At 60.6% G+C, this 23,814-nt stretch carries 21 protein-coding genes and 1 pseudogene; 13 read left to right on the top strand and 9 right to left on the bottom strand.

Annotated elements, in window-relative coordinates; genetic code table 11:
• The coding region (locus tag P0D70_RS32480; protein WP_408187503.1) for a dihydrofolate reductase family protein at positions 1 to 308 on the top strand (308 nt) is incomplete at its 5' end.
• Between the two features lie 88 nt (positions 309 to 396).
• On the opposite strand, the gene P0D70_RS32475 is transcribed toward P0D70_RS32480, so the two are convergent.
• Together P0D70_RS32475 and P0D70_RS32470 are read right to left on the bottom strand one after the other, a co-directional pair.
• A complete protein-coding gene (locus P0D70_RS32475) occupies positions 397 to 1,182 on the bottom strand; it encodes a 1,6-dihydroxycyclohexa-2,4-diene-1-carboxylate dehydrogenase (RefSeq protein WP_408187506.1) in 786 nt (261 codons plus the stop codon).
• 130 nt (positions 1,183 to 1,312) lie between these two features.
• Positions 1,313 to 2,650 carry an MFS transporter gene (locus P0D70_RS32470; RefSeq protein WP_408187502.1) on the bottom strand — a complete coding sequence of 446 codons (1,338 nt, stop codon included), beginning with the start codon at positions 2,648 to 2,650 and terminating at the stop codon, positions 1,313 to 1,315.
• A 149-nt stretch (positions 2,651 to 2,799) separates the two neighbouring features.
• Between P0D70_RS32470 and P0D70_RS32465 the strand changes: the two are divergent.
• A pseudogene (locus P0D70_RS32465) lies at positions 2,800 to 3,033 on the top strand (site-specific integrase); the annotation flags it as partial.
• Positions 3,034 to 3,067: 34 nt separating this feature from the next.
• Complete coding sequence (locus P0D70_RS32460) at positions 3,068 to 3,637, top strand: GNAT family N-acetyltransferase (RefSeq protein WP_408187501.1); 570 nt, start codon at positions 3,068 to 3,070, stop codon at positions 3,635 to 3,637.
• 142 nt (positions 3,638 to 3,779) lie between these two features.
• On the opposite strand, the gene P0D70_RS32455 is transcribed toward P0D70_RS32460, so the two are convergent.
• Positions 3,780 to 5,282 (bottom strand): FAD-dependent oxidoreductase, encoded by a 1,503-nt coding sequence (locus P0D70_RS32455; RefSeq protein WP_408187505.1) that lies wholly within the window; start codon positions 5,280 to 5,282, stop codon positions 3,780 to 3,782.
• 45 nt (positions 5,283 to 5,327) lie between these two features.
• Here P0D70_RS32455 and P0D70_RS32450 point away from each other — a divergent pair, with 45 nt between their 5' ends.
• Entirely contained in the window at positions 5,328 to 5,819 is a 492-nt protein-coding gene (locus P0D70_RS32450; RefSeq protein WP_408187500.1) for a MarR family winged helix-turn-helix transcriptional regulator, read from the top strand.
• A 124-nt stretch (positions 5,820 to 5,943) separates the two neighbouring features.
• Here the strand turns inward: P0D70_RS32450 and pdxR are convergent, their stop codons facing one another.
• Complete coding sequence (gene pdxR, locus P0D70_RS32445; RefSeq protein ID WP_408187499.1) at positions 5,944 to 7,473, bottom strand: MocR-like pyridoxine biosynthesis transcription factor PdxR; 1,530 nt, start codon at positions 7,471 to 7,473, stop codon at positions 5,944 to 5,946.
• A 191-nt stretch (positions 7,474 to 7,664) separates the two neighbouring features.
• On the opposite strand from pdxR, the gene P0D70_RS32440 reads away from it, so the two are divergent.
• From P0D70_RS32440 to P0D70_RS32400, 9 genes are all read left to right on the top strand, one after another.
• Positions 7,665 to 8,417: an SDR family oxidoreductase gene (locus tag P0D70_RS32440; RefSeq protein ID WP_408187498.1), complete on the top strand. Its 753-nt coding sequence runs from the start codon at positions 7,665 to 7,667 to the stop codon at positions 8,415 to 8,417.
• A gap of 106 nt (positions 8,418 to 8,523) precedes the next feature.
• The gene (locus P0D70_RS32435) at positions 8,524 to 9,234 is read left to right on the top strand and encodes an SDR family NAD(P)-dependent oxidoreductase (protein WP_408187497.1); all 711 of its coding nucleotides are present in this window, start codon (positions 8,524 to 8,526) and stop codon (positions 9,232 to 9,234) included.
• 349 nt (positions 9,235 to 9,583) lie between these two features.
• Complete coding sequence (locus P0D70_RS32430) at positions 9,584 to 10,432, top strand: hypothetical protein (protein WP_408187496.1); 849 nt, start codon at positions 9,584 to 9,586, stop codon at positions 10,430 to 10,432.
• Between the two features lie 625 nt (positions 10,433 to 11,057).
• A complete protein-coding gene (locus P0D70_RS32425; protein ID WP_408187495.1) occupies positions 11,058 to 11,837 on the top strand; it encodes an acetoacetate decarboxylase in 780 nt (259 codons plus the stop codon).
• A gap of 15 nt (positions 11,838 to 11,852) precedes the next feature.
• Positions 11,853 to 12,635, top strand: coding sequence for a 3-hydroxybutyrate dehydrogenase (locus tag P0D70_RS32420; protein WP_091805837.1), 783 nt, complete (start codon positions 11,853 to 11,855; stop codon positions 12,633 to 12,635).
• 10 nt (positions 12,636 to 12,645) lie between these two features.
• A complete protein-coding gene (locus tag P0D70_RS32415) occupies positions 12,646 to 13,917 on the top strand; it encodes a DUF3734 domain-containing protein (protein WP_408187494.1) in 1,272 nt (423 codons plus the stop codon).
• Positions 13,918 to 14,035: 118 nt separating this feature from the next.
• A complete protein-coding gene (locus P0D70_RS32410) occupies positions 14,036 to 15,040 on the top strand; it encodes a DedA family protein/thiosulfate sulfurtransferase GlpE (protein ID WP_408187504.1) in 1,005 nt (334 codons plus the stop codon).
• A gap of 330 nt (positions 15,041 to 15,370) precedes the next feature.
• Positions 15,371 to 16,402, top strand: a complete 1,032-nt coding sequence (locus P0D70_RS32405) for a LysR family transcriptional regulator (protein ID WP_408187493.1) — start codon at positions 15,371 to 15,373, stop codon at positions 16,400 to 16,402.
• A 365-nt stretch (positions 16,403 to 16,767) separates the two neighbouring features.
• Entirely contained in the window at positions 16,768 to 17,283 is a 516-nt protein-coding gene (locus P0D70_RS32400) for an Ohr family peroxiredoxin (protein ID WP_408187492.1), read from the top strand.
• A 190-nt stretch (positions 17,284 to 17,473) separates the two neighbouring features.
• Here P0D70_RS32400 and P0D70_RS32395 read toward each other — a convergent pair whose 3' ends face one another.
• The 5 genes from P0D70_RS32395 to P0D70_RS32375 all read right to left on the bottom strand — a co-directional run bounded on the left by P0D70_RS32395 (position 17,474) and on the right by P0D70_RS32375 (position 23,229).
• A complete protein-coding gene (locus tag P0D70_RS32395; protein WP_408187491.1) occupies positions 17,474 to 18,085 on the bottom strand; it encodes a YbhB/YbcL family Raf kinase inhibitor-like protein in 612 nt (203 codons plus the stop codon).
• 31 nt (positions 18,086 to 18,116) lie between these two features.
• A complete protein-coding gene (locus P0D70_RS32390; protein WP_408187490.1) occupies positions 18,117 to 19,667 on the bottom strand; it encodes a DHA2 family efflux MFS transporter permease subunit in 1,551 nt (516 codons plus the stop codon).
• A 105-nt stretch (positions 19,668 to 19,772) separates the two neighbouring features.
• On the bottom strand, positions 19,773 to 21,086 hold the full coding sequence (locus P0D70_RS32385; protein WP_408187489.1) for an HlyD family secretion protein: 1,314 nt from the start codon (positions 21,084 to 21,086) through the stop codon (positions 19,773 to 19,775).
• Between the two features lie 34 nt (positions 21,087 to 21,120).
• A complete protein-coding gene (locus tag P0D70_RS32380; protein WP_408187488.1) occupies positions 21,121 to 22,638 on the bottom strand; it encodes an efflux transporter outer membrane subunit in 1,518 nt (505 codons plus the stop codon).
• A 90-nt stretch (positions 22,639 to 22,728) separates the two neighbouring features.
• Positions 22,729 to 23,229: a lecithin retinol acyltransferase family protein gene (locus P0D70_RS32375; protein WP_408187487.1), complete on the bottom strand. Its 501-nt coding sequence runs from the start codon at positions 23,227 to 23,229 to the stop codon at positions 22,729 to 22,731.
• Positions 23,230 to 23,814 lie beyond the last annotated feature (585 nt).

Here is a 23,814-nt window from a genome sequence, read left to right as displayed (position 1 = left end):
AACGCGAAGCCTGGGTGCGCCCGGGTGGGACGACCTTCTACTTCATCAATGACGGGCCGGAGCGTGCCCTTGAGCTCGCTCGGGAATCCGCAGGCAGTCGGGATATTCGTATTGCGGGCGGAGCCGATGTGATCCAGCAGTACCTGACCATGGGCGTCATTGAAGAGCTCGAAATCGCCTTGTCGCCCGTGTTGCTCGGCGGTGGGCGGCGTCTCTTCGAGAACCTGCGCGAGCCCGGGCCGCGGTTTCGCATTGACAAGGTTCTTGATGGTCCTGCTGCCACACACTTGCGCTATGTGCGTCTGTGAGGACGGGCTGATACCCGGTGCAGCGGACGGCGCGCTGCTGCAATGTTTCAGGATATAACGCAGCGATGCGCTGGGTCGAGCCTTCGCATTAGCCCTGGTCGCCGCCACCGACAGGCAGTACCGTACCCGTGATATACGACGCTTCATCTGAAGCCAGGAACAGAATCGCACTCACCTGCTCGTCGATTGTTCCGTAGCGATGCATCAGGCTGGACGCTATCGTCTGGTCGACGATACCTTGATACCACCCGGCCTCCCGGTCGCTTTGCCTTTCGGCATTGCGTGGTACTTTGCGCGGAGGCGCTTCAGTGCCACCGGTAGCGACAGCGTTCACGCGAATACGATCCTGCGCATGCTCGAATGCGAGACTCGCGGTCAATGCATTGACGCCCCCCTTGGATGCTGCATATGGCACACGATAAATGCTGCGCGTCGCGATCGACGATACATTGACGATGGCACCGCCCTGCTGCGCGATCATGGCTGGCAAGACGGCACGACAGCACCACAGCGTCGGAAAGAGCGAACGTCGAACTTCCGCCTCTATCTGTGCTTCCTCGTAGTGCTCGTACGGTTTGGCCCAGATGGTGCCTCCAACGTTGTTCACCAGAACGTCGATGCGCGCGTGGGTATCAAGCGCTGCCTGCATCAACAGGCTTGCACCAGCGTAGGTTTCGAGGTCGGCAATGACAGTCAGGCACCGTGCACCCCGCGCGGTGATTTCCGCGGCGGTGTCGTGCACCAGCTCCGAACGGTCGCACAGCACGACCGCAGCACCTTCTTCCGCGGCACCAAGGGCGACGCCGCGCCCGATACCCTGGGCCGCTCCGGTCACAACGACCACTTTGTTCTGAAATCGATGGTTCCTGGTCATGCCTGTCATGGTTGTCATGCAACGTCGTTTGTCGAGAACTTCTCGTAGTGGAAGCGTGCGTGAGTCACACCGATATCGCGCAGGCTATTTCCTCGGGCCGCTTCGGTAGCCCACGCGATCGGGAGGTGGATCAATGCGCTACGACAATATCGCTGTCGGTCTCGCGCGCGGTCGTGCGAATCGCGATGACGCCAAGCATCGCTGCCGCAAGAGGTACGGCCAACGCCAGATAGAATCCGCCCGGGCCTCCGTGGGCAAGGACCGTACCGCCCACGGCGGAACCCGCGATCGCACCGACCCGCCCCATTCCGATTGCCCACCCGGTCGCCGTTGCACGCAGTGTCGTTGGATAGGCGCCCACCACCAGATAATTCAGCGCGATCTGCTGACCGCCGATACCAAGCCCTGCCGCGCCCGCAAGCGCAAAGACCAGGCCCCACGCAGTCCCGGCATAAGCAAGCCCGACGGAAATCGCAATGCCGAGTCCTAGCAGCGCCATCAGCAAACGGCGAGTGCTTACTCTGGGAAGCAGCATCGAGAGGGGAATGGCGCAGACGATGAATACGGCATTCACGATTACCGTACCCATCGGCGCTTGCGAAACTGGCAGGCCCGCGGCTTTCAGCACGGTAGGCAGCCACGACAGGAACATGAACCACGCAACCCAGTTGCACAGATAGACGGCCCAGATAGCAACCGTGTTGCGCGCATTGCCATTGCTGAACAGCGCGGTAACGCTGGCGCGTGCAGTCGTCTTCGGGGCCTGGAATGTCGCGTCGGCCGGCAACGCAACGCTCACGATGCGACGCAGTGTGTTGCGCACACGCTGCGCACTGTCGTTGCCTGACCGACTGACCAGATATTGCAGAGACTCCGGCAACGCAAAATACAGGACGACGAGGAGCAGCAGTGGCGCGCCTCCGCCGACGACGAACACGCCCTGCCATCCGATCACGGGCATCAAGCGCGCCGCCAGCAGCCCACCTAGCATCGCTCCGGCTGGCAGGCCCAGCAGAACACCTGTCATGATCGAGCCTCTGTGGCGCGCCGAGCCGTACTCTGCGGCAAGGGCGAGCAGAACTGGTGTACAGCCGCCCATGCCGAGGCCGGCGATAAATCGCAAAGCCAGAATCTGCACGGTGCTACTCGCGAACGCCGTGAGCAGCGACGCAACGCTGAATACAGCGACGCCAACGAGCAGCGCCGGACGGCGGCCGATCCTGTCGCCGATCAGACCCAACGTCATCGCGCCAATCGTCATGCCGAGCGTCCCGGCGATCAGAATGGGTGCAAGATCGCCCGGACGCAAACCGAACGTCGCGACAATCGCCGGGCCCGTAAAGGCGATGGCTTGCGTATCGAAACCGTCGAACACTGCGGTTGCAAAGCAAAGAAGGAAGATGCCCCACTGATAGAGCCGAAGCGGCTCGCGATCAATGAGCGATGCGATGTCGAGAGGCTTGTTCAAGATGTCTCCGTGCGTGCGCGACAGCGTCGCTTTTGTTTTATATCGGTCGGTAACGGGGCTCAGGTTATGCGAATCGGCACTAATCCGCCAATACCGATTGGGACTGCCTCCATACCGTCAGCGCATGAAGGTGCTGGCGATCCAGCAGCCTGATGCGCAGGATGCATCCCGTTCGTGTGCCCCGCACGTTGCCCGCCATCCTGAGTCAGGAGGCGGTGCGGCGGCTCATCGCAGCAGTCGGGAAGCTGAAGCAGCAGACCGCACTGCAGCTCGCCTATGGCGCCGGATTGCGCGCGAGCGATGAGTTGGCGCTGAAGGCAGCGACACCGACAGCCAGCAGATGACCCCTGCGCCTCGAACAGAGCAATTGCCGCAAGGACCGCTCCTCCGTATCCCACGGGAATTTATAATTCAGCCATGATTTTCGATACTTCAGACCGTGGCATCGCAACGTCCCGGCTAACATTGGTGCCCGCGAGAGATGAGTTCGCTGGCATCTTGCGCGACTTTTATCTCGACAATCGTTCGCATCTTCAACCTTGGGAGCCCCTTAGGTCCGATAGCTTTTTCGACTTGAGCGAGATTCATCGCAGGCTTCAGTCGATGGAGGCGAACTCTGCTTCAGGAAATGCGTTGCACCTGTTTCTATTCCTGGACGAAACAGGCGAATTGGTTGGCGAATGCAACTTTACAAACATCGCACGAGGCCCGTTCCAGGCGTGTCACCTCGGCTTCTCTCTCGGCAGGCGATTTGAAGGAAAGGGGCTGATGTACGAAGCCTTAGCGGCAGCAATTCCATACGTTTTCGCCAATCTCGGGTTACATCGCGTAATGGCGAATTACCGTCCGGAGAATGTGCGCAGCGGCCGGTTACTCCAACGCCTGGGTTTTGAGCGCGAAGGCTTGGCTCGATCGTATTTGAAAATCAACGGAGTTTGGACGGACCATGTTCTTACGTCCGTTTTCAATGAAGTAGCGGAGAACTAGCCTGTGAATCGTCGCGGACGAGAGCGCTTGCACAGGCCGCGGCAGAGTTGATTGGCGCATCAACCAGAGAGTGAGAGTGAGATGGCCGATTGCCACATCAGCCGCCACACCCATGTGCGCTCCCACAGGCATACGAGACTCATCAGTTCGCGAGCGCTAGTCCACCAATGCGGAAGTAACGCTCCAGCGACTCTATCCGGTCACTTGCGACGATCGCTCCGACATAACCGTCCGGGCGCACAAGCACCCAATCGCCGGACTGCGGCGCGTACGCATCACGGAAATGACCTCCGTCGTCGATGACATCACCGCGAGCACCAAAGGTATGAATGCGCAGGCCAGCTCGCGGCGCCACCTTATCGCGTTCGACGTCGTAGCCTAGCAGTGTCCAGTGAGTGCCCCTAAACAACTCGAAGACACGCGTTGAATGGCCGGTTGCACGACGAATGGGCGCATCGGGCGCGCGGTCGCCTGGCAGCAGGCCGGCAGAGCGTTCAGGACACTCCATCGCCAGCGAGGACTCGGGGTAGCCGATGTCGAGTTGCTGAACTTCGCGGCCGCGCCGAAGCTCTCCCCGCTTCATCTCGTCGAGAAGCCTGGTCGAAAGACCAAGCATGTCGCCCGCGATTGGCCGGCGTTCTTCCTCGTAGCTATCGAGCAGCTCATCGGAAGCGCCGGCACTCACCGCTGCCAATTTCCAGCCGAGATTGTAGGCATCCTGGACGCTGGTATTGAGCCCTTGGCCGCCCGTCGGCGGATGAATGTGCGCAGCATCCCCGACGAGAAACACGCGACCGTCACGGTAGCGATCGGCGAGACGCGCGTTCATGGTATAGGCGGACGCCCAGGACACCGAGTGGACGCGCATATCGTCGCGGCCAGTGCGTTCGGCCACCATGGCAGCAAGGCCTGCGGCGGAGAGGTCGACATCGCCCTCCAGCGCAACGGGCGCCTGTATCTGGAACAGATCCGTTCCCGCGAGCGGGCATAGCGATAGCTGCCGCTCCATCGAACCCTCGTTGAATCGATGCCAGGCGTCGCGCTCCAGTCCCGTCAGGAAGACGTCGGCCACGACGGCACGCACGCCAAGTGTCTTGCCTGGAAAACCGATGCCGAGTGCCGCGCGCACAAAGCTGCGGCCACCGTCGGCGCCGACCAGATAGCGCGCATGAACGGTCTGGTCGCCAGCCTGAGCGGCAATACGCGCCGTCACACAGTCCTGGTCCTGTTCGACGCCGACCAGTTCGCAACCATACTCGACCCGATGACCCAGTTCAGCGAGTCGCTCGCGCATGACCGATTCAGTCAGGAACTGAGGAACGAGCAACGGCAGGCGATAAGGTTCGGCGGGCGTCGGGGATGCATGCTCGACGACGTCCGATTCGACGTAGCTGCCGTCGTCACGATATTCGCGCTGCGGCGGATACACGCCCCCTGCCACGACCACGCGATCGATGATGTCGAGATCCTCGAAAATTTCCTGCGTTCGCGGCTGTATGCCTTTGCCCCGCGAGCCCCGGAACGGATCGTCCATCTTGTCGAGCAAACGGAACGACACGTTTCGTCGCGCCAGCTCGATAGCGAGAGTCAGACCGGCGGCGCCCGCCCCGCAGATCAACACGTCTACAGCCGGATTTCTCGTCATCACCCGCCCCATTATGTGTAATATGCACGCAATAGGAGGAATGGTATGTCGCCAAGAAGAAATGTGCAAGATACACATATATCCGAGCGTATCCGGGAGTTGCATCTGGCATTGATCAGCATCGTCAGCGTGATGAACCGCCCCGAACTGGACGAGAGAATGGTCCGGGAGGCAGGCATTTCGCTCGATCGTGCGTTGTTTCCGTTGCTCGTCATAGTCGAGCGGCTAGGCCCCATTGGCGTGGTCGATCTCGCCGGACGGGTCGGGCGCGATCACACCACGGTCAGCCGTCAGGTGGGGAAACTCGAGAGCCACGGGCTGGTCGAGCGGCGAGCCGGTATCGAGGACGGTCGCGTTCGGCAAGTCGTCGTCACGCCCAAAGGGAAGGCGATGACCAACGCGGTGGATGCAGCACGCGATCGGCTGGGCCGCGCGTTGTTTGCCAAGTGGGAGGAGGCGGAAATCGACGAACTCGTCCGGCTGATGCGGAGGTTTGCAGAGGATATCGAAACCCAGGCGTCCGGAGCCGGGACGTAAAACGGAAACAGATTCCATCCCGGCATTCACTTCACGGAAGTCGTTTCGATTCAGGTCCCGGCGGCGGCGAAGGTCGACCGCCGCCGCGAAACGACCTCGCTCAGCAACCCGTGCGCGGTGTGACTCATTCGTCCAGACACGCCCGCAACATTCGCGCGAGACGATCCGCTTCACGCGCATCGACAATGTTCGCGAAGCCCATTACGAGGCCGCGCGGCGTACGTTGCGCGCGAGCGTTCGCGTACCAGATCGACAGCGGCAGCACCGCGAGCCCCGCGTCGCGGGCACGCGAGGCGACGGCAACATCGTCGACCGGGCCGCCGGGACCCTGGGCGAATTGCGCCGCGAACTGGATTCCGCCTGGTGGCAAGTCGACGATCAGCCGCTCTCCGAAGGCCTGCTCCAGCGCATGCATGATCAGCATGCGCCGCTCGCTGTACAGCGCACGCATCCGCTTCAGATGCCGCGCAAAATGCCCCTGCTCCATGAAGTCCGCCGCCGTCGCCTGAAATAGCGGCGGCGACCCGGCGTTCATGCTGCGCGCCACCCGCCCAACCCGCTCCACGGCCCGCTCCGGCACCACCGCATACGCGAGCCGCAAACCGGGAAACATGACCTTGCTGAACGTGCCGCAATAAACCACGCGATCACGCCGGTCGAGGCTCTTCAAAGCCGGTAATGGCCGGCCCAGATAGCGGAACTCGCTGTCGTAGTCGTCCTCGATGATCCAGCTCGACGTTTTCTCCGCCCAGTCGAGCAGCGCGATGCGTCTTGTGAGTGACAGCGTGTGGCCAAGCGGGTTCTGATGCGACGGCGTAACCAGTGCGAAGCGCGCGTGCGCATCCAGACCTATGCCGCGTTCGACGTCGATCCCTTCGCGGTCCACCGGCACCGGCACGAGTTGCACGCCCGTCTCGGCCAGAAAACCGCGTGCGAGCAGATAGCCGGGGTCCTCGAACCACATGCGATCGGTTGGCCGGGCGAGACTGCGCAGCACGAGTTCGAGCGTCGCACGGTAACCGCCGGTCACGAACACCTGTTCCGGCAGGCAGGTCACGCCGCGCGACAGCCCGAGATAGGTGGCGATATGTTCGCGCAGCGGCCGGTAACCCGCCGGATCCGGGTAGGCCAACATCGCCCGTTCGCCGCTACGCGCGCGACGCGAAAGGAGCCGGTTCCATACCTTGCCCGGAAATGCGTCGAGCGCGGGCAGCCCGGGTTGCAACGGCCTTGGCTCTCCGCTCATCGCCGCGGCAATCGCCGACTGACGAGGCGCCGGCCGACCATCATGCGCTTCGGCTGGCGTTTGCGGCGCGCCCGTTGCTTCGGCACTCCGCTTGCCGTACGCATCCGGAACACCTTGCGCCTGCGGCGGGCGCGTCACCGACGCCGGCAGCGACGGCGATACGAATGTTCCCGCCGCGCCACGCATCTGCAGGTAGCCTTCATCGACAAGGATGGTGTAGGCCAGCTCGACCGTGCCGCGCGCCGTGTTCAGCTGAGTGGCGAGGCCGCGCAGCGCCGGCACGCGATCGCCGGGACGCAGATGCCCCGCGGCGATTGCCGTCCTGAAACGTTCGCAAATCTGCAGATAGATCGGCAACTGCTGCTGCCGATCGATTTCTATGGTCAAGCCGGGAGTCGGCGCGGTCATGACGGTTTTTGTCGGGCAAGGTGTGAGGGAACAACATGGACTAGTCAGATCGACACTTCTTGGCACTTCTCGATAAAGCATGATTTTTCCACAATAGCCTCACGCGATGCGACTGCGGTGAACACTTTCACTCGATACGCCACCCGCCAGGCGACCCGCGCGTTCATTTACTTTGATCTGGAGAATTTGCCATGAAAATCGTCGTAATCGGTGGGTCGGGCCTGATCGGATCCCGTCTCGTCACGCTGCTTAGCGAGGCGGGCCATGAGGCAATCGCCGCGTCGCCGCGTACCGGCGTGAACAGCGTGACAGGCGACGGCCTGAGCGACGTTCTCGCGGGCGCGGCTGTCGTCGTGGATGTGACGAACGCGCCGTCATGGGAGCCGCAGGCAGTACTCGACTTCTTCCGCACCTCCGCGCGCAACCTCGGCAAGGCTGAAGTGGCCGCAGGCGTGCGCCATCACGTCGCCCTATCAATTGTCGGCTGCGACCGCACGCCGGAGAACGCCTATTTCACTGCCAAGGTCGCGCAGGAAGAGGTGATCGAAGCAGCGGGTGTGCCGTACACGATCGTGCGCGCAACCCAGTTCATGGAGTTCATCGGCGGAATCGCGGATTACGGCACGGACAGCGGCACGGTGCGCATTGGCGACGGCCTGTTTCAACCGATCGCCGCGGACGATGTCGCGGCAAACCTCGCGCAGGCCGCGCTCGCCGCGCCGCTGAACGGCACCGTCGATATCGCCGGCCCGGATCGCGCGCCCTTCGCGGAGATCGTCGCGCGTTACCTGAAATCGGCAGGCGACACGCGCCCGGTGGTGATGGATCCCGATGCGAAGTACTACGGCGGTCGTGTCGAGGAGCAGTCGCTCGTGCCGCTCGGCGACGCGCGGATTGGCCGCGTCAGTCTCGATCAGTGGCTGATGCAGGCAAAGAAGGGGTGAATGCCCGCGGTTTTCTAAAAAGCTGCATCAACGTGTCTACGTTTGCCTTGATCGGAGCCGTCGGCCCGATCTGCGTTGAAGCCGAACAAAATTTTCTGGGTCAAGCATGAGCACGTCACACAAAGTTGTCGTCGTTACCGGCGCATCGCAAGGAATAGGCGCCGAAGTCGTCAAGGCGTTTCGCAAGCTTGACTATCGCATAGTCGCGACTTCACGTTCGATCAAGCCATCGGAAGATCCGAACATCCTGACGGTTGCAGGTGATATCGGCGATCCGGCAACCGCCCAACGGGTCATTTCCGAAGGCGTCGCGAAGTTCGGCCGGGTCGACACGCTGGTGAACAACGCCGGCATTTACATCGGCAAGCCCTTCACCGAACACACGGCAGAAGACTACGCCGCTGTGGAGAACGTGAATATGGCGGGCTTTTTTTACATCACGCAACTCGCCATCGCCGAAATGGAAAAGCATTCGAGCGGCCATGTGGTCAGCGTGACCTCCAGTACCGTCGACGCTGCGATCAGCGGCGTGCACTCGGTACTGGCGGCGCTGACGAAAGGTGGCTTGAACGCCGCCACGAAGTCGCTAGCGATTGAGTACGCGAGGAAAGGCATTCGCGTGAATGCCGTGGCGCCGGGGATCATCAAGACGCCTATGCACCCGCCGGAAACCCACGAAACGCTGGATGCTTTCCATCCGCTCGGGCGCATGGGCGAGATGAGCGATATTGCCGACGCGATTCTGTTTCTTGATTCCGCACCGTTTATCACGGGAGAAATCCTGCACGTCGACGGCGGCCAGAGCGCCGGTCGCTAATAACCTCGGGCATCGCAAGGCGGTGCTCGGTTTTTTTCCCACTCGGCTGAGATGCACACGCACTGTGAAATGCTGCGGAAGCGAGGATTGTTGCCGACAAGGCAACGCGACGAGTTCCTCTAGCTATCTACCGGAATGCAAGCGTTGAACCTACGATAACTTCCGAACGACATAGTAGTCCGCTACCCACCCTTCGACTGTGTCGAGCGTCGGTGGACTCGTTTCGAAACACGCCAGGTTCTGGTCGCCATTACCTGGTTGTTTCCCTGAGCATTTGCCACATGAGTTTGCCGGCAGAAGCCATGGTGGGAGCCAGGGTGGATTGGTCACGCATCTGAACCGAACCAGCATGGCTTCGCGACAGCCTGTGTTGGAATACGAGGGGTATTCCGTGTTTCATCTGAAATCCAAACGAGTCTCATTGAACGCCACGTGCACCCTCTTATGTGTGTTTATGCTGGCAGAAGTCGGAACACAGGCAAATGCGGCAACAGTCACGCGTGCGCCGGAGATTGAAACCTCCGGTTTGCAAGCTTCTTCGTCGGGCCCCCCTTTCGTAGGCGATGACCCGCTTGCCATTCGGGACAGGATCGTGAATCAGCACTTGAGTGGAGGCTCGTCGTCTTTGGGCGATCGTGTCCTGCGCCTGATCCGCATTCCCACCGGTAGCCAGCGCCACAATACCGACCTGACGGTAGCCCATCTCGATCGCGACCTCGCCTTCGTCGTACCCGTTCCGTATGGGATCAGGTATCAGGCGGAGAAGCACCTGTTGACGGTAAACGTGAATTTGTCCGATGCCGACAATCACGCAGGCATCCTCCTCAAAAAGACAGTAAGCGGCCCCAGCGGCCGAAGGCTTGTGGTTGCGCCGGAAGCGAGGTTAAAGGGGTTCATTCAGCATATCGATATGATTGAACTCGAGTCCGGCGACAGTAAGAAGACAACGGTTCACGGACGTGTAACGCTCTCACGCGCGGCGTACGCAGAAGCGAACGGGGACTACGCGATTGTTCTCATGGGTCGCCTGGTGCCACCCTATCTCAACGACCGGATCGATCACAGCGATCCTACCGATGACGAGCCTACTGACATCACGACAAGAACCTCCAGGCTCTATGTTGATATCCACGCCATCTGGCTGGTGAGCCCGCAGCGGGGGATCGTGCTATCGAAGGCACTGCATTTGTCGAGGTAACTCAATCTGATAGTGAATATGGCGCACGGGCCCCTCTTCCGAATGACTTAGGATTTCCCGGCTACGCCAGAGAGGGCTGCGCAACGCGCCGACGACCTCTACCTGGCCTTTCCAAACTCGGCGATGGGTGGCTCGCAGACAACACAGTGAGCCCGTTCGCATATCAACGTTACACGCCGCGCCACTTACGATGATTTCGTACGGCTTACTGGCGCTAACGGCACACTACCGACAAACAACGCCATCGCGAAACAGAAGAAAAGCACTGCATAGACTGGCTGGACTCGACCAACAGTTCATGGTTGCTCGATGGGAACCGCAAGAATTCTACGCGACCACCTCCATAACGCGACAAAGCCCTATCCGCCCGTCATTAATTGTTGCCGCCGAGGCAACACTATGAGGTCCTTTTCAGGGCTACTGCCGCAAGACGACCACGCTTACGCTTTGTCCTGACGGTGACGGCACACGCTGCCGGATACAAACCGTGAAACACAAGACCGTAAAAGAAACGTGCAAACGCGCAGGGCAAGCCTTCACTGCATTGCGCGCACGTCATTGCCCGCGACAGCAAAAGCTGTTGCGATGCGCGTTACGCAAACCCTCACTATCCGAGGAACGATCCGTGACAGAAGAAGATATTCGCAACAACGCCTTTGCGATGCCCGTACACAATCCGGCATATCCGCGTCCGCCCTTCCGTTTCATCAATCGGGAGTACTTCATCATCTCGTATGAAACGGACATGGATGCCCTTAGGGCCGTCGTTCCGGAACCGCTGACGGTCGACAATGCAATTGTCCACTACGAATTTATCCGCATGCCCGATTCTTCGGGGTTCGGCGACTACACGGAAAGCGGCCAGGTGATCTCGGTGCTGGACGAGGACGGCAATCGCGCCAACTTCACACACGCGATGTATCTCGACGACGAAGGCCCAATCGCAGGCGGCCGAGAAATCTGGGGGTTTCCCAAGAAGCTGGCTTCACCGAAGCTCTGCGTCGACGGCAAGGACACGCTGCTCGGCACGCTCGATTACGGAACGCAGCGCATCGCCACCGGCACGATGGGCTACAAGTATCGTCCTCTCGAGACGGCTGCTGAGCGCCACAAGCTCGCGGATACGCCCAACTATCTGCTCAAGGTCATTCCGCACGTCGATGGCTCGGTGCGCATCTGTGAACTGGTGCGCTTCTTCCTGCGCGATGTCGATGTGATCGGTGCGTGGGAGGGGCCCGCCGCGCTCGAACTGCATCCGCATGCACTCGCATCGGTGGCCGATCTGCCGGTTCGCAAGGTGATCGGCGCACGTCACATCATTGCAAATCTCACGCTCGACGTCGGCGAAGTGGTCTATGACTATCTTGCCCCTGCCGAGTCGTTGAAACTCGCAGTCAACCAGTAAGCTCTCGGAGGACGTATGGCATTGAATGATAAGGTCGCGCTCGTTACGGGTGCAGCAAGTGGTATTGGCGAGCACTGCGCACGCAAGCTCGCATCAGACGGTGCGACGGTCGTGATCGCGGATCTGAATCTCGATAACGCTCAAAAGGTCGCTGAAGATATCGTTGCCAAGGGCGGCAAAGCGCTCGCCGTCGCGATGGACGTAACCAGCGAAGAAGCGGTCAATGCGGGCGTGGCCGAAACGGTGAAGCGGCTGGGCGGCATCGACGTGCTCGTGTCGAATGCGGGCATCCAGATCGTCAACCGGATCGAGGATTACGCATTTTCCGACTGGAAGAAAATGCTGGCCATTCACCTCGACGGCGCGTTCCTGACCACCAGGGCCGTCATCAAGCATATGTACGCATCGAACAAAAGCGGCGCTGTGATCTACATGGGTTCGGTGCACTCGCACGAGGCGTCGCAGCTCAAATCGGCTTACGTGACCGCGAAGCACGGGCTGCTCGGTCTCGCCCGGGTTGTCGCGAAAGAAGGCGGACCGCGTGGCGTGCGCGCCAATGTCGTGTGCCCGGGCTTCGTCAGAACGCCGCTGGTCGACAAGCAGATCCCCGAGCAGGCGAAAGCCTTGGGAATCTCCGAGCAGCAGGTTGTGAAAGACGTCATGTTGAAGGACACGGTCAACGGCGAATTCACGTCGCTAGCCGACGTTGCGAACACGGTTGCATTCCTCGCCGGCTTCGAGTCGAACGCGCTCACCGGACAATCGATTGTTGTCAGCCACGGCTGGTTCATGCAGTAAGGAGACGACCATGTATCCGAGCCAGCGTAACAAGCTGCAGCAACCCCATCGCATCAAGCTCCCCGCCTATGACGAAATTGGACTCGTGCTGCAGGGTGGCGGTGCATTGGGCTCATATCAGGCCGGCGTGTATGAAGGAATGGCCGAGGTCGGCGTGGAACCAACACGAATATCCGGAGTATCCATCGGTGCGCTGAATACGGCGATCATCGCCGGCAATGCGCCTGCGGACCGGGTGGAAGCGCTGCGCGGCTTCTGGAACACGATCAGTCAACCTGCGGATTTCTTCTCACATATCGGTGCGCGCATTCCAGCGTGGCCGGGGTTTGAAGATATGGGGCGCAGGTGGTCGAGCGCATGGGCTGCGACGCGTACGCTGATGGAAGGTCAGGACGGGTTCTTCTCTCCGCGCACGCCTATGCCTCTCGCCGGGCTCGGCAGGAAACGGCCTGACCAGGTCAGCTATTACGACACGTCGGCGTTGCGTGAGTCGCTTTTGCGGTACGCAAACTTCGATCGCATCAATGACGGGAATATTCGCGTATCCGTTGGGGCGGTCAACGTGCGAACGGGCAATCTCGTCTACTTCGACAATTCGACAATGCGTCTGGCGCCGGAGCATTTCATCGCATCCGGTGCGCTGCCGCCCGGCTTTCCGGCAGTCGAGATCGATGGAGAGTTCTACTGGGACGGCGGACTGGTTTCCAACACGCCGCTTACCGAGATCATCAAGGAAAGCCAGCATAAGGACACACTCGTTTTCCAGATCGATCTGTGGAGCTCGCGAGGCAAGCTGCCAGGCGACTTCCTCGACGTCAGCGAGCGCACCAAGGACATTCAATATTCGAGCCGAACACGAGCGATCACCGCGTTCATGTCGCAGAACCAGAAGCACGCGCAAATGATCAAGGCGCTGCTCGAACACATTCCTGAAAAAGTGCGGCTTGCGCACCCGTTGCTGCGGGAGGCGCAGAAAACGGCGGATGGCAGTGCGGTGAATGTCGTGCACCTGATCTACAAGAACAAATCGTTCGAGGGGCACTACAAGGACTATGAATTCAGCAAGGATACGATGCGTGAGCATTGGGCCAGCGGTCTCGAGGATATTCGCCGCTCGTTCGGACACCCCGAGTGGTTCGATATGCCGAGCCGCGAAATCGGCTTCGTCACGCGGGACGTGCATCGTTATCGGCAGGAAGTCAGCGAAATCGCCGCACTGGACAAGGATGCTTTGCCGCCATCGAAACGCACGCCAGAAGAAGAACTGTCTGGCGCAAAGTAGCGCGTATCGACACCACACCCTCCGGTTTGGCAGAGCTTGCAAGGCTACCTCAGCGACATTCATGCAAAGCGATGAACGAACTTCGAGACGGGTACGCGCAAGCCGCAAGGAGAGCACCATGTTGTCCCATGAATTGATCGCACGGTATGGAATGCTAGTCGTATTCCTGAATGTGCTGGGTTCTTCGCTTGGCCTGCCGTTGCCTGTCATTCCGACATTGATCACTGTTGGAGCAGGCACTGCGCTCGCCATGCACACGGTGTCGTCGACATTCTTACATTTCGCGACGATACTCGGCTCCGCTGTCATTGGCGGTGTGCTGGGCGACCTGATCTGGTTTCAGGGTGGCAAGCGATACGGCGAACGCACGCTCCATACCGTTTGCAAACTGTCGCTCTCGCGCGAAACGTGCGTCAGGAAGACGGAGCGCTTCTTTGGGCGATGGGGAGTCCGCGTGCTGGTCGTTGCGCGCTTCGTACCTGGCTTATCGCTCGTTGCCGTGCCACTGTGCGGCGCGATGGCGGTCAGGTTGCGTTCCTTTGTCCTGCATGATTGCGCAGGCGTTGCGCTGTGGGCATCGGTCGGCCTGGCGATCGGTGCGCTATTCGCGTCGCAGATTGACGTGGTGTTCGTACTTATCTCCCGCCTTGGCTGGCAGGCATTGATCGTGATCGGCATCGCGCTGGTGCTTTTCGTGTTGTATCGATACTGCCGGAGAATCATGCTGGCAAAAGCGCTCGAGAAGGCGCGGATCAGCGTGGGCGAGTTGCATGCGTTGCTCGCGAATAATCCGCGGCCAATCCTGTTCGATATCCGCTCCGCCGAGCGGAGAATGCTCGACCCGTTTGTCATTCCAGGCGCCGTATTTGCCGATGAACGGAAACTGCCGCAGATCGTGGAGCGCTACGGGGCGAACCGGACGCTCGTCATCTATTGTTCTTGTCCAAACGAAGTCTCCGCGGCGTGGATGGCCAGGCGGCTGCGGCTGGCCGGCGTCAAGCTTGCATTGCCACTTACTGGCGGTATCGATGCATGGCGTGTGGCAGGCTTCGACGTCGAGCCGATAATCGCGCTGAGCGACGCTGCAATCAGCGAAGAAGGGAGAAAACTTTTTGCGCATTGATTACATGCGTGTCCACGAAGCGCCAAGGCGGCCCGTGTGAGGCACCCTCACGGCGATGGCCATTCCAGAATGACAAACCGCTAACTAATGCCGAAACCACCTTCCACGGGGATGACTTGCCCTGTCACGTCATCTATTCGCCAGGGGTTACCGCGGACGCCACGAGATTCCACGGCCGACCGCTTCCTGCCATCTCCGGCCCATTGACCATGTGAGAACTTCGCCCACTCCTCGTACCGGGGAAGTAGCGCGGTGAAGACGCCCACACATCCATCGCAAAAAAACTGCGAACGATGTCACAAATAACAGTGGTAATACGTCTGGCTTAGCATGGACTCCCCAACCCGCGCCCCCATCTTAGCTTTCCCATCACGCTGCCCTACCGCAGGCGCCGACGATCCGTTTGCAAGCAGATTTGCGACCAGTTACGCAGGCGTCGTTTCGTTTCTGGCCGTTGCCAGTGAAGGCAGCTTTGCCCGCGCAGGCGATCGCCTCGGCATTGGTCGTTCCTCGGTTAGCCGCAACGTGCAGAAACTCGAAGCGCAGCTCGATACACGTCTCTTCCTGCGCACGACTCGCAGTACGTCGCTGACACGCGAAGGCGAACTCTTCTATGAGAACTGCCAGCCGGGTATGGAGCGCATCGCCCAGGCGCTGGAAGACATGCGAGAGCTGCGCAACGGGCCGCCGCGCGGCCATTTGCTCATTGGCTCGACGCCTGGCTTCGGCCGCAAGATTGTCGCGCCGCTGCTGCGAGGTTTTCACACGCAATATCCCGAGATCGCCCTGGAACTGTTGCTGAACGACCGCCCCGCCGACGCCGACTTCACTACCGATCGCGTCGACGTATCGTTTCGCGATGGGCGCATGGAGGACAGCGGAATCGTAGCGCGGCAGCTGATTCCGATGCAGATGATCGTCTGTGCGTCGCCCGCTTATGCGCGAATTCACGGCTTGCCGCGGCATGTCGATGAACTGGCGGATCATCGCTGTATCAACTTCCGGACGGCGTCTGGCCGCGTTCGGACGTGGGAATTCAAGGTCGACGGTTTCGCGCAGCGGCGCCAGCCTGTCGCGCTGCATACGTTCAACGACGAGGATCTGATCCTGCAGGCGGTGCTCGATGGGGTCGGCATCGCGCAGTTGCCTGCCTACCAGGTTTGCGATCGGCTTGGCAACGGGCAGCTCCTCCGCTGCCTCGCGCAGCATGCACCCGAAGACGGCGGTCACTACCTCTGCTATCTCAGCCGCAAGCATCTTCCGGCCCGGATCCGTGTGTTCATCGACTACATGACCGAGCACACGAGAGCACTCGATCTGCAGTGTCTGACGACTATGACGGCGTTATCGGCCGTCGACTGATGCCCTCGGAACGACGCTGCGTTGACTGATGTTTCTGATGCAACACAGCGAAGCATTCAGGGGTCCTACCGCGTGACTTAGCGCACGCCTAAGATGCTTCCTGTACCGACGGCCCGCGAATCGCGGCCAGGCCAGCAAAACACAGCAAAGCACATACGCAATATGATGCAAGCCGAATTCTAAAAATCGCCAACGGTTTGACAGCCGCACTCGCGCTCACGCCCTCGTTGCGGCGTCGCCCATATCGGGCGAAAACCTGAAGGAAGCACTGACGGTCACAATGTGCGTCATTGCTCCGTGAACTTCGACGTCGTTCCGAGAGACGCACGCCGCGCAATAAGCGGCAAGCATCCACGAGGCACACCATGACAACATTGCGTCCACCGCCGCTGACATTTCTCGATAAGTATGACGGGCAAGTCGCGCAAACGCTGTATTCAACCACTGTCACCGTAACAGGCGGCGACGCGGGTCACGGACGCGCGTCGGGAATTGCCCGCTCGGATGACGGCCAGCTCGCAGTCGATTTGCGATTACCGGAGGCACTAGGCGGCCCTGGCGGCGGCACCAATCCGGAGCAGCTATTCGCGGCGGGCTACGCAGCCTGCTTTCATGGCGCGATGAGTCTGCTTGCGGCCCGGTCGGGCATTCCGATTCCCGGCGCCTCCGTGGACGTCACGGTCGACTTCGGCCGCGACCCGATCGACGGCTTGTTCAAGCTGACGGCGCACACCCGGGTCTGCTTGCCCGGTGTCGAGCGCGCCGTCGCGGGGGAACTGGTGCGCAACACGGAACGCTTTTGTCCTTACACCAAGATGGCACGGCATGGAATTGAAAACGTCGTCGCGCTTATGCCGTCGGACGACGACAGCAACTCATAACGGCGCGTGCTTGATTTCTTGAGGGAACTCGAACAGGAACAAAAGCGGCTCTGTCGAAAGAAGGCGGTTCGCCATGATGAGCTAACCGGCATGAGCGACTGAAACTCTCGTTTCCAACTGCGTATCAAGCGCCCGCAAGGGGCGCTCCTTCGTCACCGCGCCCGGGCATGGTCGTTTGTCCGGCCGTACGTTACCGGCCGTAGTAGCCAGCAAAAGATGCCTTGCCGAGCACCTTGTCACCCAACGCCTTGTTCAGTGCAAAACCATGCAGCGCAGCGGTGCCGGTCTTTGGAATGCCCGTAGCGGCGTAGAAATCGTCGACCGACAACGCATACAGCGTAAAGATATAACGGTGGGACCTGTCGCCCTCCGGCGGGCACGGGCCACCATAGTTGCCGTTGGCTCCTGCCGCGCCGGTGTCCTGGAAGTCGTTCATGCCCGCATTGGCGCCGACGGGCAAACGGGACGGATCGTTGCCGGCCCCTCGGGGCAGTCGCGTCACGGCTGCGGGAATGTTGTAGACCGTCCAGTGCCACCAACCGCTACCGCTCGGCGCATCCGGGTCGTATACCTGTAGTGCGAACGACCGCGTCCCCGCCGGCGCATTTTTCCAGACGAGTGCAGGTGACACGTTGTCACCGGTACAACCGAAAGCGTGGAGCACGAATTTGTTATCGATCTTGTCGCCCGGAGCAATGTCGGGGCTCGAGAGCTCGAAGTCGGTCGGCGGCTGCGCAACGGCCGACGCAGCCAGAAGGATAGACAAGCTTGTGGCAGACAAAAGACGACAAAGTAGCTTCATTAAAATCCTCGCGTATGTGAAGCGTGCTTACTCAGTGGGCACCCGCCGCCCCGGCGCCACCCTTGCCGGGCTTGGTGAGCCAGACCAGCGGAATGATCACAATGAAGATCATCGACGAGAGCCAGAAGATATCGTTCAGTCCGAGCATCGCGGCCTGCGCATTCAGTGAGCGTTCGAAAAACGCCGCGGCCTGGTCCATGCCACCACCAAGCGTCGCCTGGAGGTTCGCGATGGCACCCATATAGTCGGGGTTGTTCGCGCTCGACTGTTCGGCGAGTTGCCCATGGTGCAGAATCGTGCGGTCATTCCAGCCCGTCGAGATCAATGACGTGCCGACGCCGCCCGCGAACACGCGCACGAAGTTGGACAGGCCGGCGGCCGCCGGAATTTTGTCGGGTGACAGCCCAGACAGGATAATCGCGGTGAGCGGTGTGAAAAAGAGCGCCATGGGGATGCCTTGCAGCAGCGTCGGCAACACCAGGGTATAAGGATCGACGCCCGTCGTGTAGTGCGAGCGCATGAAAAACACGCCCGCAAAGCCGAGGAAAGCCAGCGTCGCGAGTACCCGTGCATCGGACTTCGGCATGATCTTCGCCATCACGGGTGCGAGCAGCACGGCAAAAATTCCGAGCGGCGCGGTCACGAGACCCGCATCCACCGAACGATAGCCGAGATAGCCCTGGATCCACTGCGGCAAGATCACAAGGTTCGAGAAAAACACCGCGTAAGCGACCGAAATCGCAATCGTGCCGCCGCGGAAATTGCGTCCTGCGAAGAGGCGGAGATCGACAATCGGGTTCTTCTCCGTGAACTCCCAGATCAGGAAGAACAGGAAACTGATCGCCGCGACAATCGCAAGAATGCAGATCACGGCCGAGCTGAACCAATCGAGATCCTTGCCCTTGTCGAGCATGATTTGCAGTGACGCGACCCAGACGACGAGCGACATCAGCCCGACCTTGTCGATGGGTAGTTTGCGCGCCGGCGTCTCGCGGTCGCGGTAGATCATCCACGTCACGGCCGCGGCAAACAGACCCACTGGAATGTTGATGTAGAAGATCCACGACCAGCTATAGCTATCGGTGATCCAACCGCCTAGCGCGGGACCCGCGATCGGCCCGACTGTCGCCGTCATCGCCCACAGCGACAGCGCCGTCGAGCTTTTTTCCTTCGGATACGAGCCGAGCAGAATCGCCTGCGAGAGGGGAATCAGCGGGCCAGCGACGGCGCCCTGCAATACGCGTGCAGCGAGTAGCACGATCAGGTTCGGCGCGACGCCGCACAGCCACGACGAGAACACGAACAGCACGATCGCAGCCACGAACAGCTTGATCTGGCCCACACGCTGCGTGAGCCAGCCCGTCAGTGGAATCGCGACCGCATTGGCCGCCGAGAACAGCGTAATGACCCATGTACCTTCATCGACGGATACGCCGAGATTGCCCGAGATGGTTGGAATCGCAACATTGGCAATGGATGAATCGAGCACGTTCATGAACGTCGCGAGCGCGACGGCGATTGTCGCGAGAACCAGCTTTCCACCTGTCAGCGGAGGCGGTGCAAGTTGCGTCGAGGAATTCATCTCGCTTCCAGTCTGAAGTTTTCGACAGATCCGGCGCATTGATCCGGCCCGTCGGACTATTGAAAAAACCAGGGCGCGACTACGAGGTGCACCCCGGGATGCGATTTAACCTGCTCGCTGTTTAGCGCCACGCTTGTCGCTTGCGTCGCGCTTCTCGGAAGGTGTCGACGATACGGCGTTGCCGATGGACCCGGCATGCAAAGGGACCATGTTCTGCGCGATGATCTTCTCGATCTCGGCGTCTGCCTGCGCGCCGTATTCGGCAAACACGTCTGTGCGATACGACGTGTTCGTCGCCGCGCCGAGCTGCGGGCCCGTGTCGTCGCGCGTATCGACATCGACATCCATCGACAGGCCGATGCGCAGCGGATGCGCCTGGAGTTCCTTCTGATCGAGCTGGATACGTGCAGGCAGACGCTGGACGATCTTGATCCAGTTGCCCGTTGCGTTCTGCGCCGGCAGGCTCGCGAATGCGCTGCCCGTACCCGCCGAGAAGCCGACGACGCGGCCGTGATACTTAACCTTACCGCCATACACATCGGCCGTCAGCGTGACAGGTTGGCCGATACGCATGTTGCGCAACTGGCTTTCCTTGTAGTTCGCGTCGACCCACACGCCGTCGAGCGGCACGATCGCCATCAACGGTGTGCCCGACGACACGCGCTGGCCGACCTGCACCGATCGCTTCGCGACATAGCCAGTGACGGGCGCCGGCAACGTGTTGCGCGCATAGGCTAGATACGCATCGCGCACTCTCGACGCGGCGGCTTGCACGTTCGGGTGCTGTTCGATCGTCGTGCGGTCCGTCAACGCACGGTTGGCTTGTGCCTGTTGACGCGCGGCGTCGAGCGCGGCCCGCGCGGCCGTCATGGTGTCGCGCGCGTGCGCGATGTCTTCGGCCGACACGGCGCCCGTCTCGGCAACGGTCTGACGGCGGTGCAGATCGTCCTGCGCGCGAGCCAGATCGGACTGCTTCTGGGCGACGTTCGCCGCATAGAAATCGTTGTTCACGTACAGGCTGCTCACCTGCCGTACGGTCTGTCCCAGTGTCGCCTCGGCGTTGCCGAGCGCGACTTTCGCATCGGCGTTGTCGAGCGTGACGACCGGGTCGCCGGCCTTCACGATCTGCGTATCGTCGGCATTCACGGCGACGACGGTGCCGGCCACCTGCGGCGTCAGTTGCACGAGGTTGCCGCTGACGTATGCATCGTCGGTGGATTCGTGATGGCGCGCATAGGTCATGTAATACGCACCATAAGCCGCCGCCGACACGACGACAGCCACGCCGAGCAGCGCAAGCAGCGCCTTGCGCTTGCGTGTATTGGGTTCCATTGCAACAGAAGCCTTCGACTGTGCCGCGTCATGTTTCGCGCCCGCCACTTGGGTCTCCTGGCGCTCCGTTGCATCGATTTCGCTCATTTCAAGTCTCCAGACAGAATCGGTAGGCAGTTGCTCAGCGCGCGGCGACGACAGGCGTGCTGGGTGCGGGCGCGTCGGCGCGCGGCGCTGCTCCGGCGTTTGCGTTCGAGGTATCGACGAAACCGCCGCCCAGCGCAGAGGCCAGTGCTATCTGCTGATCGAGGCGGTTCATGCGCAAATTCGCGACGCTCTGATTGGCGGAAAGCGCGTTGACGTCGGCGTTCAACACGGTCAGTTGATTCGTGAGACCGGCCTTGTATTGCACCAGCGCGAGTTCGGCGGCTTTGCTAGCGGCGTCTTGCGCGGTCTGCGCATCGACAAGCTGCGCATCTGTCGAACGCAGGTCGGCGAGTTGCGTTGCGACTTCGCTCAACGCTGCGACGAGCGCGTGGTTATAGGTCGCGACGGCATAGTCGAAATCGGCATAGCGGCCCTTCAGTTGCGCACGCAGCTCGCCTGCGTCGAAGATCGGCAGGTGGATTGCCGGACCGACCGACGCCGTGCGGCTCGCTGCCGTCAGAAAGCGGCCGAAGCCAAAAGCGTCAAGTCCGATTGCGGCGCTCAGGTTGATGTCGGGATAGAACTCGGCCTTCGCTTCCTTCACGCCATGCGTCATCGCGTCGACGCGCCAGCGCGCAGCGACGATCTCCGGGCGGCGACTTACGAGATCGGCCGGCAGGTTGTCCGGCAGGCGCACTTCGTCGCCAATGCCAAGCGTCGGCCGTGCGATCTGCAGGCCACGGTCGGGCCCCGCGCCGAGCAGCGCGGCGACCTGATAACGCGTCGTGAGGATTTGCCCATCGAGCGATTTCAGCGCAGCACGGCTCGTTGCAAGATTGGCCTGCGCGGTCTTGCGTTCAACTTCCGTTTCAAGGCCCATCGCGATCCGGCCCGCGGTAATACGATCGATCTGTTCGCGCTGCGTGATTTCCTGTTGCGCGATATCGCGCAACGCATACAGACGCGCGAGCCGGTTGTACGTGCGGGCAATCGACGTCGTCAGAGTCAGCTTGACGATTTCGACGTCGGCCTCGCTTGCCTGAAGCTGCGAGATCGCCGCTTTGAGCGCTTCGCGGTTTTTCCCCCACAGATCTAGATCATAGGAAGCGCTCAGCAGGCCTTTGTTCTCCGTCTGCCACGAGCCACCAAACGGAGGCGGTATGAATGTCGTATTCGAGAACTGTTGACGTGTGAGCGAATAGCTCGCGTCGACGCGTGGCATCGTGCCCGCCCGTGCCGTTTCGCTGTATGCCGATGCAGACGCAACGCGGGCATGCGCCTGGTCGAGCGTCGGGTTGCTCCTCAGCGCTTCGTCGATCAGCGCCTTGAGTTGCGCGTCGCCGAACTGGTCAGCCCAATTGGCGCCGGGCCAATGTCCTTGCTCGGCAGAAAGGCTTTGCTGCGTCGCGTACTGCCGCGGATCGGCCGTTTTCGCGTCGCTGTGAATGCCGGCGTAGTTCACGCACGCCGACAGCACCGCCGCTAACATCGCCGAGACACCCAGCTTGGGCACGCGTGATGCGCGCTCTCCGGTGTGTGACTGAATGCTCATTTTCTGGCCTATCGGATCGTTGAGTAAAAGAGTTCTTCGTAGAGAAACGCGGTGCACATCTAGTGCGACCTCGACGACATGCAGTGCAGCCTAAACAGCGACGGTCCCGGCGAGTCGGCTTCGCGTGGCCTTGGGGGGCATACATTCGGTCCTTGCGAGCGCAAAGAGCGTCTTGATGCCTGTCCACGGATTCCTTAAGCAGCGGCGTACCTGTTCACTACGTCCAACGCCTAGTACACACCATGTGCAGAAGTGTTCGCAGTTATTGGTCAGCAACCGATATTGGTCTTCGCCGAGGCGGGATCTAGCCCTCGCCACAGCATCAGTTCCGGTATAGATGGCGTCTGGTTCAGAGCGAACTTTTATTCCCTTTCCTGCTGCAAAACGGTGCAGCGGAATATATTCAATGGGGCGTCGTTTCGCGGAATGATGAAAGCCCCCATAGTGAATAACCTGTCCATTCCCGACATAAATTCCGTGGTGTGTATAGCCTTCCCGCTCACTGACAAGATGGGCACCAACCGCGATGACGCGTTCTGCGCCGGTCAACGCCGGCGAAGTTGCGAGCCAATCAACATATGGAGTTTCCATGGCGAGCTACCAATGTCATATCCGTGATGAGTTCAGCACTACCGGCGAAACTTTTCATCAACACATCAAAGAGCCAATTTCCCCCCAAGGGCGGAAGGCAAAGCGAGTCCTTCCGAGGAGCCTCCCCTCAGGAAAAGTGGGCCACTTCATCACAGTGGATTTACATTCACCGGCCGTCGACAAATGGGCGGCCAGGCAGATGGAGCGGCGCGGTCGCCTCAATGACATCCATGCGGATTGCCAATCCAGTTAAATGTCCGCTTGCGGGCCGGGTCTTTCAGTTCTCGTGCTTCGCTGGCTATGGGAGAGCGCGTTTAGGAGGCAGATATCAGACTCAGAAAATGCCGCTGAACGAGACAGCAACTGCAAGTCCGACACTGACCGCGGATAGCATGATCCAGCCTACAAACACCGACAGGGGTCCGAGACGCAACATGACGCCCTCCACTAGCGACCTCAACGACCTGTCAAGTCAGTCGAGTCAATCGCGAAGCCATGTTGGAATAGTAGGCGCCGAGTCCCGACCTCGGTAGATACGCATCGGACCACTCACTGTTGCCGCGTAGACACCAATAGGTGCAGCCA

This window comes from Paraburkholderia sp. RL17-381-BIF-C, assembly GCF_046026435.1.
Classification (GTDB): domain Bacteria; phylum Pseudomonadota; class Gammaproteobacteria; order Burkholderiales; family Burkholderiaceae; genus Paraburkholderia.
Note: the sequence above shows the minus strand (reverse complement) of the source record. Positions and strands in the feature narration are given on the sequence as shown.

Excerpts from the sequence above, each read along its gene's own strand:
- P0D70_RS32475 (WP_408187506.1), bottom strand. The coding sequence starts at position 1,182 with ATGACCAGGAACCATCGATTTCAGAACAAAGTGGTCGTTGTGACCGGA.
- P0D70_RS32460 (WP_408187501.1), top strand. The coding sequence starts at position 3,068 with ATGATTTTCGATACTTCAGACCGTGGCATCGCAACGTCCCGGCTAACA.
- P0D70_RS32455 (WP_408187505.1), bottom strand. The coding sequence starts at position 5,282 with ATGACGAGAAATCCGGCTGTAGACGTGTTGATCTGCGGGGCGGGCGCC.
- P0D70_RS32450 (WP_408187500.1), top strand. The coding sequence starts at position 5,328 with ATGTCGCCAAGAAGAAATGTGCAAGATACACATATATCCGAGCGTATC.
- pdxR (WP_408187499.1), bottom strand. The coding sequence starts at position 7,473 with ATGACCGCGCCGACTCCCGGCTTGACCATAGAAATCGATCGGCAGCAG.
- P0D70_RS32440 (WP_408187498.1), top strand. The coding sequence starts at position 7,665 with ATGAAAATCGTCGTAATCGGTGGGTCGGGCCTGATCGGATCCCGTCTC.
- P0D70_RS32435 (WP_408187497.1), top strand. The coding sequence starts at position 8,524 with ATGAGCACGTCACACAAAGTTGTCGTCGTTACCGGCGCATCGCAAGGA.
- P0D70_RS32430 (WP_408187496.1), top strand. The coding sequence starts at position 9,584 with ATGGCTTCGCGACAGCCTGTGTTGGAATACGAGGGGTATTCCGTGTTT.
- P0D70_RS32420 (WP_091805837.1), top strand. The coding sequence starts at position 11,853 with ATGGCATTGAATGATAAGGTCGCGCTCGTTACGGGTGCAGCAAGTGGT.
- P0D70_RS32415 (WP_408187494.1), top strand. The coding sequence starts at position 12,646 with ATGTATCCGAGCCAGCGTAACAAGCTGCAGCAACCCCATCGCATCAAG.
- P0D70_RS32410 (WP_408187504.1), top strand. The coding sequence starts at position 14,036 with ATGTTGTCCCATGAATTGATCGCACGGTATGGAATGCTAGTCGTATTC.
- P0D70_RS32405 (WP_408187493.1), top strand. The coding sequence starts at position 15,371 with ATGGACTCCCCAACCCGCGCCCCCATCTTAGCTTTCCCATCACGCTGC.
- P0D70_RS32400 (WP_408187492.1), top strand. The coding sequence starts at position 16,768 with ATGACAACATTGCGTCCACCGCCGCTGACATTTCTCGATAAGTATGAC.
- P0D70_RS32395 (WP_408187491.1), bottom strand. The coding sequence starts at position 18,085 with ATGAAGCTACTTTGTCGTCTTTTGTCTGCCACAAGCTTGTCTATCCTT.
- P0D70_RS32390 (WP_408187490.1), bottom strand. The coding sequence starts at position 19,667 with ATGAATTCCTCGACGCAACTTGCACCGCCTCCGCTGACAGGTGGAAAG.
- P0D70_RS32385 (WP_408187489.1), bottom strand. The coding sequence starts at position 21,086 with ATGAGCGAAATCGATGCAACGGAGCGCCAGGAGACCCAAGTGGCGGGC.
- P0D70_RS32380 (WP_408187488.1), bottom strand. The coding sequence starts at position 22,638 with ATGAGCATTCAGTCACACACCGGAGAGCGCGCATCACGCGTGCCCAAG.
- P0D70_RS32375 (WP_408187487.1), bottom strand. The coding sequence starts at position 23,229 with ATGGAAACTCCATATGTTGATTGGCTCGCAACTTCGCCGGCGTTGACC.